General features: G+C 61.7%; 14 protein-coding genes. 7 read left to right on the top strand and 7 right to left on the bottom strand.

Features of this window, described 5'->3' with window-relative positions; genetic code table 11:
* Positions 1 to 215: 215 nt before the first annotated feature.
* The 3 genes from Q8O69_RS19255 to Q8O69_RS19245 form a co-directional block, all read right to left on the bottom strand.
* Positions 216 to 1,154, bottom strand: a complete 939-nt coding sequence (locus Q8O69_RS19255) for a GGDEF domain-containing protein (protein WP_275963470.1) — start codon at positions 1,152 to 1,154, stop codon at positions 216 to 218.
* 197 nt (positions 1,155 to 1,351) lie between these two features.
* Entirely contained in the window at positions 1,352 to 3,253 is a 1,902-nt protein-coding gene (locus tag Q8O69_RS19250) for an acyl-CoA synthetase (RefSeq protein ID WP_305593784.1), read from the bottom strand.
* A 19-nt stretch (positions 3,254 to 3,272) separates the two neighbouring features.
* A complete protein-coding gene (locus Q8O69_RS19245; protein ID WP_305593783.1) occupies positions 3,273 to 3,932 on the bottom strand; it encodes an alpha/beta hydrolase in 660 nt (219 codons plus the stop codon).
* A 478-nt stretch (positions 3,933 to 4,410) separates the two neighbouring features.
* Here Q8O69_RS19245 and Q8O69_RS19240 point away from each other — a divergent pair, with 478 nt between their 5' ends.
* The 4 genes from Q8O69_RS19240 (at position 4,411) to Q8O69_RS19225 (ending at position 8,609) form a co-directional block, all read left to right on the top strand.
* Positions 4,411 to 5,439: an amino acid ABC transporter substrate-binding protein gene (locus Q8O69_RS19240; RefSeq protein ID WP_305593782.1), complete on the top strand. Its 1,029-nt coding sequence runs from the start codon at positions 4,411 to 4,413 to the stop codon at positions 5,437 to 5,439.
* A gap of 101 nt (positions 5,440 to 5,540) precedes the next feature.
* Positions 5,541 to 6,725 carry an amino acid ABC transporter permease gene (locus Q8O69_RS19235; protein WP_305593781.1) on the top strand — a complete coding sequence of 395 codons (1,185 nt, stop codon included), beginning with the start codon at positions 5,541 to 5,543 and terminating at the stop codon, positions 6,723 to 6,725.
* 9 nt (positions 6,726 to 6,734) lie between these two features.
* Positions 6,735 to 7,832, top strand: coding sequence for an amino acid ABC transporter permease (locus Q8O69_RS19230; protein ID WP_304870706.1), 1,098 nt, complete (start codon positions 6,735 to 6,737; stop codon positions 7,830 to 7,832).
* Positions 7,833 to 7,844: 12 nt separating this feature from the next.
* On the top strand, positions 7,845 to 8,609 hold the full coding sequence (locus tag Q8O69_RS19225; protein WP_305593780.1) for an amino acid ABC transporter ATP-binding protein: 765 nt from the start codon (positions 7,845 to 7,847) through the stop codon (positions 8,607 to 8,609).
* 77 nt (positions 8,610 to 8,686) lie between these two features.
* On the opposite strand, the gene Q8O69_RS19220 is transcribed toward Q8O69_RS19225, so the two are convergent.
* The 4 genes from Q8O69_RS19220 to Q8O69_RS19205 are packed head-to-tail and all read right to left on the bottom strand — an operon-like array spanning position 8,687 to position 13,334.
* Positions 8,687 to 9,091 carry an META domain-containing protein gene (locus Q8O69_RS19220; protein WP_305593779.1) on the bottom strand — a complete coding sequence of 135 codons (405 nt, stop codon included), beginning with the start codon at positions 9,089 to 9,091 and terminating at the stop codon, positions 8,687 to 8,689.
* Complete coding sequence (locus Q8O69_RS19215) at positions 9,088 to 9,528, bottom strand: hypothetical protein (protein ID WP_305593778.1); 441 nt, start codon at positions 9,526 to 9,528, stop codon at positions 9,088 to 9,090. The genes Q8O69_RS19220 and Q8O69_RS19215 overlap by 4 nt, the downstream gene beginning before the upstream one ends.
* Before the next feature lie 27 nt (positions 9,529 to 9,555).
* Positions 9,556 to 10,548, bottom strand: a complete 993-nt coding sequence (locus Q8O69_RS19210; protein WP_305593777.1) for a 2-hydroxyacid dehydrogenase — start codon at positions 10,546 to 10,548, stop codon at positions 9,556 to 9,558.
* A gap of 35 nt (positions 10,549 to 10,583) precedes the next feature.
* Positions 10,584 to 13,334, bottom strand: a complete 2,751-nt coding sequence (locus Q8O69_RS19205) for an ATP-binding protein (RefSeq protein WP_305593776.1) — start codon at positions 13,332 to 13,334, stop codon at positions 10,584 to 10,586.
* 150 nt (positions 13,335 to 13,484) lie between these two features.
* Here Q8O69_RS19205 and cysM point away from each other — a divergent pair, with 150 nt between their 5' ends.
* From cysM to relA, 3 genes are all read left to right on the top strand, one after another.
* The gene (cysM, locus tag Q8O69_RS19200) at positions 13,485 to 14,396 is read left to right on the top strand and encodes a cysteine synthase CysM (RefSeq protein ID WP_305593775.1); all 912 of its coding nucleotides are present in this window, start codon (positions 13,485 to 13,487) and stop codon (positions 14,394 to 14,396) included.
* The gene (rlmD, locus tag Q8O69_RS19195) at positions 14,396 to 15,748 is read left to right on the top strand and encodes a 23S rRNA (uracil(1939)-C(5))-methyltransferase RlmD (RefSeq protein ID WP_305593774.1); all 1,353 of its coding nucleotides are present in this window, start codon (positions 14,396 to 14,398) and stop codon (positions 15,746 to 15,748) included. The genes cysM and rlmD overlap by 1 nt, the downstream gene beginning before the upstream one ends.
* Positions 15,749 to 16,060: 312 nt before the next feature.
* Positions 16,061 to 18,304 (top strand): GTP diphosphokinase, encoded by a 2,244-nt coding sequence (gene relA / locus Q8O69_RS19190; protein ID WP_305593773.1) that lies wholly within the window; start codon positions 16,061 to 16,063, stop codon positions 18,302 to 18,304.
* Positions 18,305 to 18,350 lie beyond the last annotated feature (46 nt).

Below are 18,350 nucleotides of genomic sequence, written 5' to 3'. Positions count from 1 at the left end.
GGGCGTTGTTGTTAGAGCCTGTTCCCGATCTGCTGCGCGTCGGCCCTGCGGCGTTAAAAACAGGCTCGGAATGCTCATGTACAAAAGTACACTCCGCTTCCTCGTCTGTTTTTGCCTTGCATGACTCTAGCTCGCGAGATCGTGAATAGGCTCTTATGCGCAGCACTCTAGCAAGAGTGAGAGGGAAATGTGATGGTTGGATGCAGCGCTGCCGGCTAGCCGCAGAGGCAGTCGCGGCCTTGCTGTTTGGCCTGATACAGCGCGCTGTCGGCGCGGGCGATCACGCCTTGCAGGCTGTCCTTGGGCTGCATCTGCGCTAGGCCAATGGACACGGTCACCCCCGGCAGCACGCCAATCGGTGAGTGGAACGAGCTGACATTGCGCAGCGCCAGGCGCAGCCGCTCGCCGATGCTGCGGGCCTCATCGATGCCGATTTCTGGCAGCAGAATGACGAACTCTTCGCCGCCATAGCGGGTCAGGCTGTCCTTAGGGCGCAGCTGATTGCGCAGGGTGTGCGCTACCAGGCATAGGGCGTAGTCACCGGCGAGGTGGCCGTGCTGATCGTTGTAGGCTTTGAAGTGGTCGACATCCAGCATCAGCATGCACAGTGGCTTGCCATTGAAGGCGCTGCGGGTGCTTTCGCGCTCGAAGATATGTTCCAGCCAGCGGCGGTTATAGGCGCCGGTGAGGGCGTCGATATTGGCGGTCTGCTCGCTGTCGAGGATGATCCGGTTGCCTTTGCGCACACGGTCGCAGAGCAGTTCGAGCATGTTCTGCATCAGTTCCGGTGATTGCCGGAACAGGTTGAACAGCGACTCGCGGTGCAGGCGCAGCACGCAGCAGGGCTCGGTCGCCACTACATAGGCAGACGGGTGTTCGTTGTCGATAAAACTGATTTCGCCAGCGCAGTCGCCGACGCTCAGGGTGCTGACGGCCTGGCTGTCGAGCGAGCCGAGATAGACCTTGAGTTGGCCCTTAAGCAGCAGATAGAGGTACTGATTGCGGTTGAAGGGTGACAGCAGTACCTCGCCGGCTTCCAGATCACAGGCGCGGAATTCCTTGAGCAGCTGGCTGATGCTGCTGGCGGCGACGTTATTGAACAGTCGCAGGTGGCGAAGTTGCTGCAGGTCAGCCTGCCATTTGGCGTTTTTCATTGGATCGGCAGGTGTGACAGTTGTGGATTGGGAATGTTGGTCATCGCTAACGCTCCCTGCATTAAGGGCGAACACCATACCTGAACATATTCCGCTGCCTGTGGCCTGACAATCCTTGTCAGACGCACGGGCGACCAGTGGTATTGAAGTTGAATGGTTGGTCACAAATCTGGCGCGATCCTTGCGCTGGCACTTGCTTACTCGGCGGGGTGCAGTTCTATGGCCACGGCAAAGCCGGCCAGGCGTTGGCTCACTGCGTCAGCCAACGCTGCCTGATCTGCTGGCAAATAGATGTGGGCGACCTGACCGCGTTTGTCATCGCTGAGCACTTCCACGCGCAGACGTGCATCCAGCTCCGCCAGTGCAGCCTGGTAGACGCGCGCAATGGCGTCGAAGCGCAGCGCCGGTTTGAAGGTTTTGCCCACGGCGGTCAGCGGGATGGCGTCGATGATCCAGGCGTCCTTGGGGATCGCCGCACGCTCGGGGATGTGTTCGGCAGCATGGGTCAGCAGTTCGGCTTCGCTAACCTCTGCGCCGGGTTTGAGCTGCACATACACCACAGGCAGTTCGCCAGCCTTTTCGTCGGGCTTACCGACCGCTGCGGCCATGGCCACGGCGGGGTGCTTGTGCAGCGCCTCTTCAATCATCTGCGGGTCGATATTGTGGCCGCCACGGATGATCAGGTCCTTGCTGCGCCCGGTCAGCCAGATATAGCCGTCGGCATCTACGCGGCCCAAATCGCCGGTATTGAACCAGTCGCCGTCGACCCAGATGCCGGCGTTCTTGCTGCTCTGCAGATAACCCTTGAACACCGTGGCGCCACGGATGCACAGGTTGCCGATTTCATTGCGGCCGGCCTCCCTTAAATAGTCGCCCTGTTCGTCGAGCACTTTGATGCTCACCTCGCAATAAGGCATCGGCAAACCGATGGAGCCGGGGCGACGCTCGCCGGCAGGCGGGTTGGCGCAGCTGCCGCAGGTGCCTTCGGTGAGGCCGTAACCTTCGATCAGGGTCAGCCCGGTTTTGCTTTCGAACTGGCGAATCAGCTCCACCGGCATCGGTGCGGCGCCGCACAGTGCGTATTTCAGTGAGCTGAGGTCATGGCCTTCACTCGGCACCTGCAGCAGGCCGGCATAGATGGTCGGTACGCCGCTGAAGAAACTGACCTTGTGGCGCTCGATGATTTTCCAGAAATTGCCAATCAGGTTGGGGTTGCGATAACCCTGCGGCGTCGCCAGCAGCACTTCGGCGCCGCCGATAAAGGCGGTGAGGCCGGTGACGATCACCCCGTTGACGTGAAACAGCGGCAGTCCGCAGAGAGTCACATCGCCCGGCGCAAAGCCCGTCACCAGGTTCATGCTGTAGGCCATGGCCACTTCATTGCCGTGGCTGTGCGGCGCGAGCTTCGGCGTGCCGGTGGTGCCGCCGGTGTGGAAGTAGCTGGCGATGTCGTCCGGTGCGATGACGCGGCCGCTCTCCAGGTGATCATCCGGGCAGCTGGCGATCAGCTCGTCGAAATCCAGCACGCCGTCCGGCAATGGTCCGCGCTGAGCCTTGATGGCAGTGCGTTGCGGCTCCGGCAGCAGGTTGGCCATATCCACGCAGATAATTGCTTTGAGCGCCGGCAGTTGCGCGCGCAGGCCTTCGACCTTGGCCCACAGGTCGGTGCCGGGGAAAGGCGCCAGGGTCACCAGCAGTTCGGAGTCCGAGGCCTGGATCAGCTCGGCAATATGTTCCGGGTCTAGCAGCGGGTTGATCGCGTTGACGATCCCGGCCGCTTCGCCGCCCCAGATGGTGAAATGGGTGTGCGGCAGGTTCGGCAGCAGAAACGACACCGCCTTGCCCGGGCGCAGGCCCAGACGATGAAAGGCGTTGGCGGTTTGGGTGATCTTACCCAGCAGTTGCCCATAGCTGAGGCGGTAAGCCGCCTCATCTGCCGTGCCCTGGAGGATAAACGAGAGTGCCGGGGCATCCGCTTGCCGCGCTGCGCTGCGGCGGATCAGCTCATAGGTACTGGCCGGCAGGTCGCGCTCGGCCAGTGGGGTTTGCTCGATCAGCTGGATATCGCGCAGGGTTTTGATCGCAGGGATGGCAGGCATATGTTTCGCTCGCAGACAGTCAACTGGTGAACCGTTGCTCCAGCCAGTCGGCGATGTCGCGGATTTCCTCATTTACCACTTCGTGGCCCATCGGGTAATCACGCCATTGCACGCTGACGCCGGAAGCACTCAGGTAGTCATGGGCTGCGCGGCCCATGGCCGGCAGAACTATGTCGTCGAATGTGCCATGCAAACACAGGACCGGCAGTTGTTTTTTTGTATCCGCCAGCTGGATGTCGTCGCTGAAGGTCGGTGCATAGGTCGACAGCGCCATTACCCCGCCGAGGGCGAACTGCCAGCGTAGGAAGGCGGTGTGCAGCACCACCGCGCCGCCCTGGGAGAAGCCGGCGAGAACGATGCGCGCAGGATCAATGCCGCTGTCGCGTTGCGCTTCAATCAGCGCGATTACCTGCTGCGCCGAGGCTTCTAGCTGCTCGCGGTTGATCGCGCGGGCCGGGTTCATGGCCAGAATGTCGTACCAGCTGGGCATGGCGTAGCCGCCGTTGATGGTCACCGCCTGAGTCGGTCCTTGCGGCAGAACGAAGCGGGTGCTGTGCAGGCGCTTCTGCAGCATTTCGGCAACCGGCATAAAGTCGTAGCGGTCGGCACCCAGGCCGTGCAACCAAATGACGCACGCGTCGGCGGCAAGTGTGGGCTGAAGAATCAAGGGTTCGCTCATTTGAGGCTCCGCTGTGGTGCGTGCGCGCTGATTTAGTGCGCGAGAAATTTTAGGGGGTGGCGATTCTAGAAAGAAGTTGTCGCCAGGGTGCAAGTTTTGCTCTTGACCTGTCCGTATGGTGCTCAAAGCGCGGCGCTGGTACGGGCCTTGCTATACACCCTAGGGACTGATGACGTTGCCTGGTAGTGGTAACACTGCCACCAAACCGGGCACGGAGCAGACTGAAATGCCTTTGCCGGCGTTTCACAGGTTCGCCAGGCGCTGCATGCTGTGCGACAAGTCACTTGCTATCTGTCTCTAGCCCATTCAAATAATGGGCGGGTGAGAGTTTATGGCCGCTGGAGCAATCGGCAACTAAACTCGCGCTAAGGTTTGATCCCCGGTTGAGTGTGTTGCTGCCGACACAGTCAACGAGCCCCATAAGGGTACGGTGGTAGGACCGAGACTCCAAACACAACAAAAGCAACTGGAGGTTTTAATGAAGATGGTGAAATCCACATTGGCAGTACTGACCACCGCCGCTGTTCTCGGTGTCAGCAGTTTTGCTCAAGCAGGCGCTACTCTGGACGCGATCCAGAAGAAAGGTTTTGTACAGTGCGGTATCAGCGATGGTCTGCCTGGCTTCTCCTACGCCGACGAGAAGGGTAACTACCTGGGTCTCGACGTTGACGTATGCCGCGCAGTAGCTGCTGCAGTATTCGGTGACGCTACCAAGGTCAAGTACAGCCCGCTGACCGCCAAAGAGCGCTTCACCGCGCTGCAGTCTGGCGAAGTCGACATCCTCTCGCGTAACACCACCTGGACCAGCTCGCGCGATTCGGGCCTAGGTCTGAACTTTGCCGGCGTCAACTACTACGACGGTCAAGGCTTCCTGGTTAACAAGAAACTCGGCGTTTCCAGCGCTAAAGAACTCGACGGCGCAACTGTCTGCATCCAGGCAGGTACCACCACCGAGCTGAACCTCTCCGACTACTTCCGCGCCAACAGCCTGAAGTACACCCCGATCACCTACGATACCTCCGACGAGAGCGCCAAATCGGTTGAAGCCGGCCGTTGCGACGTGCTGACCTCCGACCAGTCGCAGCTGTACGCACAGCGCATCAAACTGGCCGACCCGGAATCCTATGTGGTACTGCCGGAAGTGATCTCGAAAGAGCCACTGGGCCCGGTCGTACGCCAGGGTGACGAAGAGTGGTTCGACATCGTGCGCTGGTCGCTCTATGCGATGGTTAACGCTGAAGAGCTGGGTGTGACTTCGGCCAATGTCGAAGAGCAAGCCAAGTCCACCAAGAACCCCGACGTAGCGCGTCTGCTCGGTGCTGAAGGTGAGTTCGGCAAAGATCTGAAACTGCCGAAAGACTGGGCCGTACAGATCGTCAAGCAAGTGGGCAACTACGGTGAAAGCTTCGAGCGCAACGTCGGTACCGGCAGCGAGCTGAAGATCGAACGTGGCCTCAACGCCCTGTGGAACAAGGGTGGTCTGCAGTACGCACCGCCGGTGCGCTGACCGTCCGCTGCCAGCCGCTCGTCCTGAGTGGCTGGCATTGTTCTGATTGATGTGAACCTCATGCCCGCTAATGCGGGCATGAGGGTTCCAAGAGGGCTCCTATGCAAACCACTGCAAATGTCCCGCGCCCTGGTGGATCGGTTTGGACCGACCCCAAGGTGCGTGCCTGGCTATTTCAAATTCTTGCCGTTATCGCCGTTGTGGCGCTCGGCTGGTTTCTGTTTGACAACACCCAGACCAACCTGGAAAAGCGCGGAATCACGTCCGGGTTTTCCTTTCTCAATAACAGCGCCGGTTTCGGCATTGCCCAGCACCTGATCGACTACAACGAAAGCAACTCCTATGGGCGTGTTTTCGTGGTGGGCCTGCTCAACACCTTGTTGGTGTCGGTGATTGGTATCGTCCTGGCGACGCTGTTGGGTTTTCTGCTGGGTGTGGCGCGTCTGTCGCCGAACTGGTTGGTCAGCAAGCTGGCCACTGTGTACATCGAGACGTTCCGTAATATCCCGCCGCTGCTGCAAATCTTCTTCTGGTACTTCGCCGTCATGCTCTCCCTGCCAGGACCGCGGCAGAGCATGGGCGTTGGCGAGACGTTCTTCCTCAACAGTCGTGGCCTGTATATGCCGGCTCCAAGCCCGACGGACAGCTTTGGTCTGTTTGCCGGTGCGGTGATTGTGGCGATCATTGGCGTGGTGTTGCTGTCGCGTTGGTCGAAGGCGCGTTTTGAGGCCACCGGCAAGTACTTTCCGGTATCCCTTGGCGCTGTGCCGCTGTTGCTGGTTCTGCCTGGCCTGGCCGTGCTGCTGGGTGGTAACCCGCTGCAATGGAGCGTGCCGGAGCTGACCGGGTTTAACTTCCGTGGCGGCTGGGTGCTGATCCCTGAGCTGATGGCGTTGACCCTGGCGTTGACCATCTACACCGCAGCCTTTATCGCCGAGAACGTACGTTCCGGGATCATGGCGGTCAGCCACGGGCAGACCGAAGCGGCGCGCTCTCTGGGCCTGCCTGCGGGCAAGACCCTGCGTCTGGTGATTATTCCGCAAGCGCTGCGGGTGATCATTCCGCCGCTGACCAGCCAATACCTCAACCTGGCGAAGAACTCCTCGCTGGCCGCTGGTATCGGTTATCCGGACATGGTCTCGCTGTTCGCCGGTACGGTACTCAATCAGACCGGGCAAGCGATCGAGGTGATTGCCATCACCATGAGTGTGTACCTGGCGATCAGTATCAGCATTTCCATGCTGATGAACTGGTACAACAAGCGCATTGCGCTGATCGAGCGGTAAGGAGCAGCCATGCAAACTCATACCTTCAAACCTGATCTACCGCCACCCGCGCTCAGCGTTGGTGTGGTCGGTTGGCTGCGCGCCAACCTGTTCTCCAGCTGGTTCAACACCCTGTTGACGCTGTTCGCCGCGTACCTGGTGTGGCTGATTGTGCCGCCGCTGATTCAGTGGGCGTTGATCGATGCGGACTGGACCGGCACCACCCGTGCCGACTGCACCAGCGGCGGGGCCTGCTGGGTGTTTGTGCAGCAGCGTTTCGGCCAGTTTATGTACGGCTTCTACCCGAGTGAGCTGCGCTGGCGCGTTGACCTGACCCTGTGGCTGGCGATCATCGGTGCTGCACCGCTGTTCGTGCCGCAAATGCCGCGCAAGGCCATGTATGGCCTGGCTTTCCTGGTGGTGTACCCGGTGCTGGCGTACTGGCTGCTGCACGGTGGCTTCTTTGGTCTGTCGACCGTGTCGACCAGCCAGTGGGGCGGCCTGATGCTGACCCTGGTGATCGCCGCTGTCGGTATTGCCGGCGCCTTGCCGCTGGGTATTCTGCTGGCGCTGGGGCGCCGCTCGGACATGCCGGCGATCCGGGTGATCTGCGTGACCTTTATCGAGTTCTGGCGCGGGGTGCCATTGATCACCGTGCTGTTTATGTCCTCGGTGATGCTGCCGCTGTTCCTGCCTGAGGGCCTCTCCTTCGATAAGCTGATGCGTGCGCTGATCGGGGTGATCCTGTTCCAGTCGGCCTATATCGCCGAAGTGGTGCGCGGTGGCCTGCAGGCGATTCCCAAGGGTCAGTACGAGGCCGCAGCGGCCATGGGCCTGGGCTACTGGCGGATGATGGGCCTGGTGATTCTGCCGCAAGCCCTGAAGCTGGTTATTCCCGGCATCGTCAACACCTTTATTGCGCTGTTCAAGGACACCAGCCTGGTGATCATCATCGGCCTGTTTGACCTGCTCAACAGCATCAAGCAAGCCACCACCGATCCGGCTTGGCTGGGCATGGCCACTGAAGGCTATGTGTTCGCCGCGCTGATTTTCTGGATTTTCTGTTTTGGTATGTCCCGCTACTCCCAACATCTGGAGCGCAAGCTGGACACCGGCCACAAGCGTTAGGAGCTAACCCATATGAGTGAAGCAAACAAACAGCCTGCGCCTGCTGACGGCATGATCCAGATGCAGGGCGTGCACAAATGGTACGGTCAGTTCCATGTGCTCAAAGACATCAACCTGAATGTGCAGGCCGGTGAGCGTATCGTGTTGTGCGGGCCTTCCGGCTCGGGCAAATCAACCACTATCCGCTGCCTCAACCGTCTGGAAGAACACCAGCAGGGGCGCATCGTGGTCGATGGCACCGAGCTGACCCACGACCTCAAGCACATCGAAGCGGTGCGCCGCGAAGTCGGCATGGTGTTCCAGCACTTCAACCTGTTCCCGCACCTGACCGTGCTGCAGAACTGCACCCTGGCGCCGATGTGGGTGCGCAAGATGCCCAAGCGTCAGGCAGAAGAGATTGCCATGCACTTTCTTGAGCGTGTGCGCATTCCGGAACAGGCAAACAAGTACCCAGGTCAGCTTTCTGGCGGCCAGCAACAGCGTGTGGCGATTGCCCGTGCGTTGTGCATGAAGCCAAAGATCATGCTGTTCGACGAGCCGACCTCGGCCCTCGATCCGGAAATGGTCAAGGAAGTGCTGGATACCATGATCGGCCTGGCTGAAGACGGCATGACCATGCTCTGCGTAACCCACGAAATGGGCTTTGCCCGCACCGTGGCGAACCGGGTGATCTTTATGGACAAGGGCGAGATCGTGGAACAGAACGAGCCCAACGCCTTCTTCACCAACCCGCAGAACGAACGCACCAAGCTGTTCCTCAGCCAGATCATTCACTGAGTTTCAGCCGCAACAAAAAAGGGAGCCTTCGGGCTCCCTTTTTATTTGCGCATGGGTAGCAGATCCGAGACGGTCTCTTATTTGCTCTCAGGCCATAAGCGCAATGGCTTGCCTTCGGCGGGCCACAGCTGCAATTGCTCGGTGGCGGAGAAGTCCCAGCGCTCTACCTTGCTCAGGCTGTCGAGAAAGCGCGCTTCCTGCTCCATCAGCGCCGGTGCGCACATCTTGCGGGTGCTGCCGGCGGCGCTGAAGCTGAGCTTGTCGCCCTCCAGGGTGTAGCCGGCAAACCAGTGGTTGCAGCCGGCGTTGCCATAGGCGCGGCCGTCGTCACCGAGAGTAATGGTCAGGTGGCTGCGGTCGATCAGCGGGCGTTCGCCGATCCACTCCACCTGGTAGCTGTGCTCGGTTTCCAGCTGCGGTGCGGATGTGGCGCAGCCCACGAGACCGGCAGCCAGCAGGCTGATAGTCAGTACGCGTTTCATATAGCCTCCTTGTTGATGCATTTCGGGCACAGGTGCTTGGCGTTTTTCGACTGCCAGCCCAGCTCCTTGATCCGCGCTTCGGCGGCCGGTGCCTGGGCTTTTTTGCCGAGGGCGGCGTCGACGGCGAACTCAAAATCCAGCTGCGTATTGCAGCTGTCGCAGTTGGCCTGCCAATTGAAGATCGCCAGTTCCTTGAACGCCGGGCCGGTGGCCACCGCCACCCACTGGCCGCGCGGGTTGATCAGGTGACGAACCTTGTCGGCCTGCAGGCGCATGGATAGTTCACGGCTGCCCTTGAGGGTGACCAGCAGGGTGTCGCCGCTCTGGATCGAGCCGCCATTGCCGGTCACCTGGTAGCGGCCTGGTGCCAGTGCGCGGCATTCAATCAGGGTGTGCTCGGGGTTGAGCAGGTTGTAGCGAAAGTCGTGTTCAGCCATGAATCCTCCAGATAGGCGTAAATGCTATCACGCGGCAGGAAGCAGCTGATTGATCGGCGCATTTCCCAGCCAGGCGGCGATATTGTCGCGGGTGGTGCCGGCAATGGCCGCCAATGCTTCGTGGGTGAGAAAGCCCTGGTGTGCGGTAATCAGCACATTGGGGAAGCTCAGCAGGCGCGCCAGCACATCATCCTGCAGCGGCTGCTCGGAGCAGTCCTCGAAGAACAGTTCGGCTTCTTCTTCATACACATCCAGCCCCAGATAGCCCAGTTGCCCACTTTTCAGCGCGCCGATCAGCGCCGGGGTGTCGATCAAGGCGCCGCGCCCGGTATTGATCAGCATCACGCCGCGCCGCATCTGCTGCAACCGCACGGCGTTGATCAGGTGGTGAGTGGCGGCGTTGAGCGGGCAGTGCAGGCTGATGATGTCGCTGCTTTCGAGCAGTTGATCCAGCGTCACCTGCCGCGCGCCGGCAGGCAGGTCGGCGATCGGCGTTGGGTCATGGATCAGCAGCTGGCAGCCGAAACCGGCCATGATCCGTGCGAAGGTCAGGCCGATCTGTCCGGCGCCGATAATGCCGACCTGTTTGCCGTGCAGGTCGAAGCCGATCAGCCCGTGCAGGGAGAAGTCGCCCTCGCGGGTGCGGTTGAACGCACGGTGAGTGCGCCGGTTGAGCGTCATGATCAGCGCCAGGGCATGTTCGGCGACGGCATGCGGCGAGTAGGCGGGTACTCGTACCACTGTCAGGCCGAGGGCGTGCGCGGCGTGCAGGTCGACATGGTTGTAGCCGGCCGAGCGCAGGGCAATCAGCCGTGTGCCGCCGGCGGCCAGTTGTTGCAGCACTTGGGCGCTGAGGTCGTCATTGATAAAGGCGCAAACCACCTCGCAACCGGCAGCTAGGCCGGCGCTGTCTGGTCGCAGATGCGCTTCCTGAAAATTCAGCTGCCAGTCGTCCGGGAAACCAGCAGCGCGAAAGCTCTGCTGGTCGTAAGGCTTGCTGCTGAACAGGATGATGCGCATGGGACTCCTTGGCGTGTGGCTGCGCAGCGCCTGATTCAGGCGCTGACCTGGGCGTGCCGCGCCAATCGGTCGATGGCGGCATCCAGCTCATCCAGTGCTTGCTGGGCAGCTGGGTCGTTCTGTTTCAGCAGGGTTTCGCTACGCTGGCAGGCGGCGCGCAGCTGCGGCACGCCGCAGTAGCGGGTAGCGCCGTGCAGGCGGTGTACGCGTTCGATCAGGCTGTTGCGTTCGCCACTGTCCCGCGCCTGGCGGATGGCCTGGCGGTCGCCGGGCAGGCCGGCCAGCAGCATGCTCAGCATATCGGCGGCCAAGTCCGCCTTGCCGGCGGCCAGGCGCAGGCCTTCGTCGGCATCCAGCACGCTGAGGTTGTTATGCGTGGTGCTGATGCCGGTGTGTTCGTCGCTCTGGTTGCGCAGGGCCAGGCCGGTCCACTTGAGTACCACCTGGGCCAGCTGGCGCTCGCTGATCGGCTTGGTCAGGTAGTCGTCCAGGCCGCTTTGCAGCAGGGCGCGTTTCTCGTTGGCGAGGGCGTGGGCGGTCAGCGCGACAATCGGCACCGGGCCCTGGTTGCGCTCGTTTTCCAGTTGGCGAATCGCCTCGGTGGCCTGGCGGCCATCCATGCCGGGCATCTGCACGTCCATAAAGATCAGGTCGTACGTCTGCTCGGCGGCTTTCTCCACGGCCTCATAGCCGCTGTTGGCGATGCTCACCTGCGCGCCCATATCGTCCAGCAGGGTTTGCACCAGCAGCAGGTTGGCTGGGTTGTCGTCGACGCAGAGAATCAGCGGCGGGCGGCTCGGGGCGCTTTGCTTGTTTTCTGCGCGGTTCTGCCGTGGGCTGACCAGCTCGGCCAGGCCCCGCTGCAGCTTGCGTGTGCAGGCCGGCTTGGCCTGCAGCTGGCTGTACGCATCCGGCAATAGGCTGTGATACAGCGACTGTTCGGTGGTGGGGCACAGCAGCAGGGTTTTGCAGGCCAGGCGCTCGAGCTCCCAGATGCGCTGATCGAGGCGCTCCGGCGGTAAGGTCTGGGTGCTGACGCCGAGCACCGCCAGTTCAATTGGCTGGGCGCTATGCCGCGCTTCGGCCACGGCGCTGAGCAGGCTGTCGAGGTTGTCGAAGCCACTGACCTGCAGGCCGCAGTCTTCCAGTTGGTGCTGCAGCGCCTGGCGGGCCAGGTCGTGGTGTTCCAGGGCGGCCGCGCGGCGGCCGAGCAGCGGTGGCCGCGGCAGGTCTTCGGCATCGTCACGGGCCTTGGGCAGGCTCAGGGTGATCCAGAATTCCGAGCCCTCTTCGGGCGTGCTGTCGACGCCGATCTCGCCGCCCATCTGTTCGATCAGGCGTTTGGAAATCACCAGGCCCAGACCGGTGCCGCCGGCCTGACGGCTGAGCGAGTTGTCGGCCTGGCTAAAGGCCTGGAACAGTTCGCGCAGGTCTTCATCGGACAGGCCGATACCGGTGTCCTGCACGCTGATGCGCAGCTGCGCGCGGTCGGCGCTTTCGTCTTCGAGCATGGCGCGAATCACGATGGTGCCGGCACGAGTGAACTTGATCGCGTTGCTTACCAGGTTGGTCAGCACCTGCTTGAGTCGCAGCGGGTCGCCGATCAGCGACAGCGGCGTGTCGCGGTAGACCAGGCTGAGCAGCTCCAGCTGCTTGGCGTGGGCGGCGGGGGCGAGGATGGTCAGGGTGTCCTGCAGCAGATCGCGCAGGTTGAACGGGATATTTTCCAGTACCAGCTTGCCGGCCTCGATCTTCGAGAAATCGAGAATCTCGTTGATGATCGCCAGCAGGCTGTCGGCGGATTTTTCGATGGTGCCCAGGTAATCCTGCTGGCGCGGCGTCAGTTCGCTTTTCTGCAGCAGGTTGGTGAAGCCGAGGATGCCGTTGAGCGGGGTGCGGATCTCGTGGCTCATATTGGCGAGGAATTCGGACTTGATTCGACTGGCCTCCAGGGCCTCTTTGCGCGCCAGGTCGAGCTCGATGTTCTGGATTTCGATGGTTTCCAGGTTCTGCCGCACGTCTTCGGTGGCCTGGTCGACGCTGTGTTGCAGTTCTTCCTGGGCGTTCTGCAGCGACTCGGCCATGCGATTGATGCCCGAGGCCAGTTCGTCCAGCTCATGGCTGCCGAGTGGCGGCAGGCGGGTTTCCAGGTGGCCGTCCTTGAGCTGGGCGACGCTCTGTTTGATCTGCCGCAGCGGGTCGTTGATGGTGCGGCTCATGCGCACGGCGAGCAGGGCGGTGACCATCAGCCCAGTGGCGATCAGCAGCAGGCTGGCCAGCAGGCTGCGGTAGCCGCTGAGCAGGGTGCTGTGGTGCGACAGCTCCAGCTCGACCCAGCCCAGCAACCGCGTGCTTGGTTCTTCAGTGGTCTTGCCGGTCAGGCTTAGGTGCTGCTGATACACCGGCAACAGAAAACGCGTGGCGTTCTGGTTGCTGTTCTGTGCGGGCTGCGGCTCGCCAGCTGCCGGCGAAGGGTTGAGCATGCTTGGCCCGGCGTGGGCCAGGGTGTTGCGCTCGGCAGCGAGGAAGCTTACGGCGCGCACATCCGGCTGATCGAGTGCTTGGCTGGCAATGCGCTGCAGCACCTCGCTGTCGCCCGCATGCAGTGCCGGTGCGGCCAGCGGCGCAAGCTGCTCAATGATCATCTGCCCACGCTGCAGCAGTTGCCCTTGCAGACCGGACAACTGTACCCAGGTGAAATAGCCGCCCAACACCAGCGCCAACAAGCTGGTGGGCAACAGGGTGAGCATGAGCACACGGCCTTTGATGCCTAAATCCTTTAACACGCGCTGCCTCCTGTATTGACCTTGTGCAGTTTAGCGGCTGCACCTGTTCTTATGGCAAATGCTGTTGCCCACATTGGCTCTGTTATATGGCCGAGCGAGGTTTGCCGTTATCATGACGGCCTTCTTTGCTTCTGGATCATCTCGTTCGCCATGAGCCCGCATTACCCAACCATCGCCGATTGCATCGGCAACACCCCGCTGGTGCGTTTGCAGCGCCTGCCGGGTAACACCAGCAACACCTTGCTGTTGAAGCTGGAAGGCAACAACCCGGCGGGTTCGGTGAAGGACCGCCCGGCGTTGTCGATGATCACCCGCGCCGAGCAGCGCGGCGACATCCAGCCCGGTGATGTGTTGATCGAGGCCACCAGCGGCAATACCGGCATCGCCCTGGCCATGGCGGCGGCGATCAAGGGTTACCGGATGATCCTGATCATGCCGGACAACTCAACGGCTGAACGCAAGGCGGCGATGACCGCCTACGGCGCGCAGCTGATTCTGGTTGGCGGCATGGAAGAGGCCCGCGATTTGGCCCTACAGATGCAGGCCGACGGCAAGGGCAAGGTGCTCGATCAGTTCGCCAACGGCGACAACCCGATTGCCCATTACACCAGCACCGGCCCGGAAATCTGGCAGCAGACGGGCGGGCAGATCACTCATTTCATCAGCTCGATGGGCACCACTGGAACCATCATGGGCGTCTCGCGCTTCCTGAAAGAGCAGAAGCCGGACGTGCAGATCGTCGGTCTGCAGCCGATGGAAGGAGCGGCGATTCCTGGCATTCGCCGCTGGCCGCAGGAGTACCTGCCGAAGATTTATCAGGCCGAGCGGGTGGATCGCATTATCGACATGGGCCAGCAGGAAGCCGAAGACGTGATGCGCCGCCTGGCGCGTGAAGAAGGCATCTTCTGCGGGGTGTCCTCCGGCGGGTCGGTGGCGGCGATGCTGCGCTTGTCTCAGGAAGTCGAGAACGCGGTGATGGTGGCGATCATCTGTGACCGTGGCGACCGTTACCTGTCCAGCGGCGTTTACGATGCCCCCAGCTCTGATGGCAAAAGCAACTGATGGCCAAGAAAGACGGCGGTCTGCGCTTTCAACCCAGTGGTGGTTCCCGGGCGCCACAGGTGCCGGTGGGCAAGAAGCAGAAGCTCACCATCGAGCGTCTGGCCAACGATGGCCGTGGCATCGCGTTCAGCGAAGGGCGTACCTGGTTTGTCAGCGGTGCGCTGGCCGGCGAGCAGATCGAAGCGCGGGTGCTCGGTGCCCATGGCAAGGTGGTCGAGGCGCGGGTTGAGCGCATTCTCAGCGCCAGCCCTGAACGCCGGGATGAGGCTTGCGTGCATGCCAAGGTCTGTGGCGGCTGCAGCTTGCAACATATGCCCCATGCCGATCAGCTTGCCCTGAAACAGCGCATGCTCGCCGAGCAACTCAGTCGTCTGGCCGATCTTCAACCGCAGGAGTGGGCCGCACCGCTGGTCGGCCCAGAGCTGGGTTATCGCCGCCGCGCGCGCATCGCCGTGCGCTGGGACAACAAGGCCAAGCGCCTGGATGTGGGTTTTCGCGCAGCGGCGAGCCAGGACATTATCGCCATCAGTGATTGCCCGGTGCTGGTACAACCTTTGCAGCCGATCCTGCGCGCGTTACCCCAGGTGCTGCGTGAGTTGGATAAACCTCAGGCCATTGGTCATGTCGAGTTGTTCAGCGGCAGCTCCAGTGCTGTGCTGATAAGGCATACCGCTGTATTGAGTGAAGCGGACCTGGCCCGTTTGCAGGCTTTCTGCATGGCGCAGAATGCGCAGCTCTGGTTGCACGGTACGAACGAGCCGCAGCCGTTTGATCCAGCGCAGCAGCTGAGTTATCGCTTGGATGCGTTTGCTCTCGACCTGGCGTATCGGCCCGGTGACTTTGTGCAGGTCAACCAGCCGGTGAATGACGCCATGGTCGCGCAGGCGCTGGACTGGCTGGCGCCGCAGGCCGATGAGCGGGTGCTGGATCTGTTCTGCGGTCTGGGCAATTTCGCCTTACCGCTGGCCCAGCGGGTGCGGGAACTGGTGGCGGTGGAGGGAGTGCAGACCATGGTCGAGCGCGCCGCTGAGAATGCCGCGAGCAACGGCCTGGGCAATGCGCACTTTTTCCAGGCCGACCTGTCCAACCCGCTGGTCGATGCGAGCTGGGCTCAGGGCGGTTTTGCCGCAGTGCTGCTCGACCCGCCGCGTGATGGCGCGTTGCAGGCGGTTAAGCAAATGACGACGTTGGGCGTCAAACGGGTGCTGTATGTGTCGTGCAACCCGACGACCCTGGCCCGCGACAGCGTCGAGTTACAGGCGCAGGGGTATCGGCTGGAACGTGCCGGTATCCTCGATATGTTTCCGCAAACCGCGCACGTCGAAGCGATGGCGCTGTTTGTCAGGCAGTAGCAGGTCGTTGAAAACGTAGGCGAGGCAGGCAAGACAAGGCTAAAACGGCCGAGGAAGCGGAGTTTACGAGCTGTAAATGAGCATTTCGAGGCCGGTTTTAACGCAGTATTGCCAACGTAGGTAGTTTTCAACGGTCTGCTTGATAGAAGCGCCGGGATACGGCGGCAGGTGCTTGGTTTTATCCGGCTCCGCCCTTATCTCAGCGCTGCAGGGGCGCGCAGGGAGTGCGCCTTAAGTGGTTAAACCGACCGTCTCAGAGAAGGCGGCGACTGTTCGGTGTGCATGCCGCGCACCGTAGGGAAGGTAAGCAAGATGGTTCAGGTCAGAGCGCATCAGCCGATCAACGATGACGGCAGCATCAACCTTGAAGCCTGGCTCGGGCATGTACTGAGTGTCGATCCGGCACTGGATCGCGAAGCCCTGCGCGAGGCCTGCGAGTTCGCCCGCGAGGCCGAGCAGCAGGCCAATGCCGCGAAGAATCTATGGACCGAAGGCGCGTCGAGTTTCCGCTCTGGTCTGGAAATCGCCGAAATTCTCGCCGACCTCAAGCTCGATCAGGACTCCCTGGTCGCCGCTGTGATCTACCGCTGCGTGCGCGAGGGTAAGGTGCCCTTGGCGCTGGTGCATCAGCGCTTTGGCCCGGTGGTGGCCAAGCTGGTGGAAGGCGTGCTGCGCATGGCGGCAATCAGCGCTTCCTTGAACCCGCGCGACTCCTTAGTGCTTGGCTCCCAGGCGCAGGTGGAAAACCTGCGCAAGATGCTCGTGGCCATGGTCGATGACGTGCGCGTGGCGCTGATCAAACTGGCCGAACGCACCTGCGCGATTCGTGCGGTGAAAGAGGCCGATGACGAGAAGCGTCAGCGCGTAGCCCGTGAGGTGTTCGACATCTATGCACCGCTGGCTCACCGCCTGGGCATTGGCCATATCAAGTGGGAGCTGGAGGACCTGTCCTTCCGCTACCTGGAGCCCGAGCAGTACAAGCAGATCGCCAAGCTGCTGCACGAGCGTCGTTTGGACCGCGAGCACTACATCAATGAAGTGATGGGCCAGTTGCGCACCGAGCTGGAGGCCACCGGGGTCAAGGCCGACATCAGCGGACGGGCCAAACACATCTACTCGATCTGGCGCAAAATGCAGCGCAAGGGCCTGCAGTTCAGCCAAATCTACGACGTGCGCGCGGTGCGCGTGCTGGTGCCGGAAGTGCGCGATTGCTACACCGCCCTGGGTATCGTGCACACCCTGTGGCGGCATATTCCCAAGGAGTTTGACGACTACATCGCCAACCCCAAGGAAAACGGCTACCGCTCGCTGCACACCGCCGTGCTTGGCCCAGAAGGCAAGGTGCTGGAAGTGCAGATCCGCACCCAGGCCATGCACGAAGAAGCCGAGCTGGGCGTGTGCGCGCACTGGCGCTACAAAGGCACCGATGTCAAAGCCAGCTCCAATCATTACGAAGAGAAGATTTCCTGGCTGCGTCAGGTGCTCGAGTGGCACGAGGAACTGGGCGATATCGGCGGTCTGGCCGAGCAGCTGCGCGTGGATATCGAGCCGGACCGGGTCTATGTGTTTACCCCGGACGGTCACGCCATCGACCTGCCCAAGGGCGCGACGCCGCTGGATTTTGCCTACCGCGTGCACACCGAGATCGGCCACAACTGCCGGGGTGCGAAGATCAACGGCCGGATCGTGCCGCTCAACTACAGCCTGCAAACCGGCGAGCAGGTGGAGATCATCACCAGCAAGCACGGTACGCCAAGCCGCGACTGGCTGAACTCCAACCTTGGTTATGTCACCACCAGCCGGGCGCGGGCGAAGATCGTCCACTGGTTCAAACTGCAGGACCGCGACCAGAACGTCGCCGCCGGTAAGGTCCAGTTGGAGCGTGAGCTGCAGCGCCTGGCGTTGCCGCATGTGGACTTCGAAAAACTGGCCGAGAAGGCCAATATGAAGACCAGCGAGGACCTGTTCGCCTCCCTCGGCGCGGGCGACTTGCGCCTGGCGCAGCTGGTCAACTTGGCGCAGCAGCTGGTCGAGCCGGATCGGGTTAACGAGCAGCTCGAATTGATCCCGCGTAAAGCGCTGGGCTTCAAGCCGGGCAAACGTGGTGATATCCAAATTCAGGGCGTCGGCAACCTGTTGACGCAAATGGCCGGCTGCTGCCAGCCGCTGCCGGGCGACCCGATTGTCGGCTATATCACCCAGGGCCGTGGTGTGAGCATTCACCGTCAGGATTGCGCCTCGGTGCTGCAATTGGCCGGTCGCGAGCCGGAGCGGATTATCCAGGTCAACTGGGGGCCGGTGCCGGTGCAGACCTACCCGGTGGAAATCGTCATTAAGGCCTACGACCGCTCCGGTCTGCTGCGTGACGTGACCCAGGTGCTGCTCAACGAGAAGCTCAATGTGCTGGCCGTGAATACCCGCTCGAACAAGGATGACAACACCGCGTCCATGTCGATCACCGTGGAGATTCCCGGCCTGGATGCACTGGGCCGGCTGCTGGGGCGTATTTCTCAGCTGCCGAATATTATTGAGGCGCGTCGCCACCGGGTCAGTTAAGTCTCAATACCGTAGCCCGGATGCAATCCGGGGAATTGCGTATTGG

Source organism: Pseudomonas sp. (genome assembly GCF_030690725.1).
In the GTDB taxonomy this organism is placed as follows: domain Bacteria; phylum Pseudomonadota; class Gammaproteobacteria; order Pseudomonadales; family Pseudomonadaceae; genus Aquipseudomonas.
Note: the sequence above shows the minus strand (reverse complement) of the source record. Positions and strands in the feature narration are given on the sequence as shown.

Coding starts and splice junctions, on each gene's coding strand:
- relA (WP_305593773.1), top strand. CDS start 16,061: ATGGTTCAGGTCAGAGCGCATCAGCCGATCAACGATGACGGCAGCATC.
- Q8O69_RS19255 (WP_275963470.1), bottom strand. CDS start 1,154: ATGAAAAACGCCAAATGGCAGGCTGACCTGCAGCAACTTCGCCACCTG.
- Q8O69_RS19230 (WP_304870706.1), top strand. CDS start 6,735: ATGCAAACTCATACCTTCAAACCTGATCTACCGCCACCCGCGCTCAGC.
- Q8O69_RS19215 (WP_305593778.1), bottom strand. CDS start 9,528: ATGGCTGAACACGACTTTCGCTACAACCTGCTCAACCCCGAGCACACC.
- cysM (WP_305593775.1), top strand. CDS start 13,485: ATGAGCCCGCATTACCCAACCATCGCCGATTGCATCGGCAACACCCCG.
- Q8O69_RS19225 (WP_305593780.1), top strand. CDS start 7,845: ATGAGTGAAGCAAACAAACAGCCTGCGCCTGCTGACGGCATGATCCAG.
- rlmD (WP_305593774.1), top strand. CDS start 14,396: ATGGCCAAGAAAGACGGCGGTCTGCGCTTTCAACCCAGTGGTGGTTCC.
- Q8O69_RS19240 (WP_305593782.1), top strand. CDS start 4,411: ATGAAGATGGTGAAATCCACATTGGCAGTACTGACCACCGCCGCTGTT.
- Q8O69_RS19245 (WP_305593783.1), bottom strand. CDS start 3,932: ATGAGCGAACCCTTGATTCTTCAGCCCACACTTGCCGCCGACGCGTGC.
- Q8O69_RS19210 (WP_305593777.1), bottom strand. CDS start 10,548: ATGCGCATCATCCTGTTCAGCAGCAAGCCTTACGACCAGCAGAGCTTT.
- Q8O69_RS19250 (WP_305593784.1), bottom strand. CDS start 3,253: ATGCCTGCCATCCCTGCGATCAAAACCCTGCGCGATATCCAGCTGATC.
- Q8O69_RS19220 (WP_305593779.1), bottom strand. CDS start 9,091: ATGAAACGCGTACTGACTATCAGCCTGCTGGCTGCCGGTCTCGTGGGC.
- Q8O69_RS19235 (WP_305593781.1), top strand. CDS start 5,541: ATGCAAACCACTGCAAATGTCCCGCGCCCTGGTGGATCGGTTTGGACC.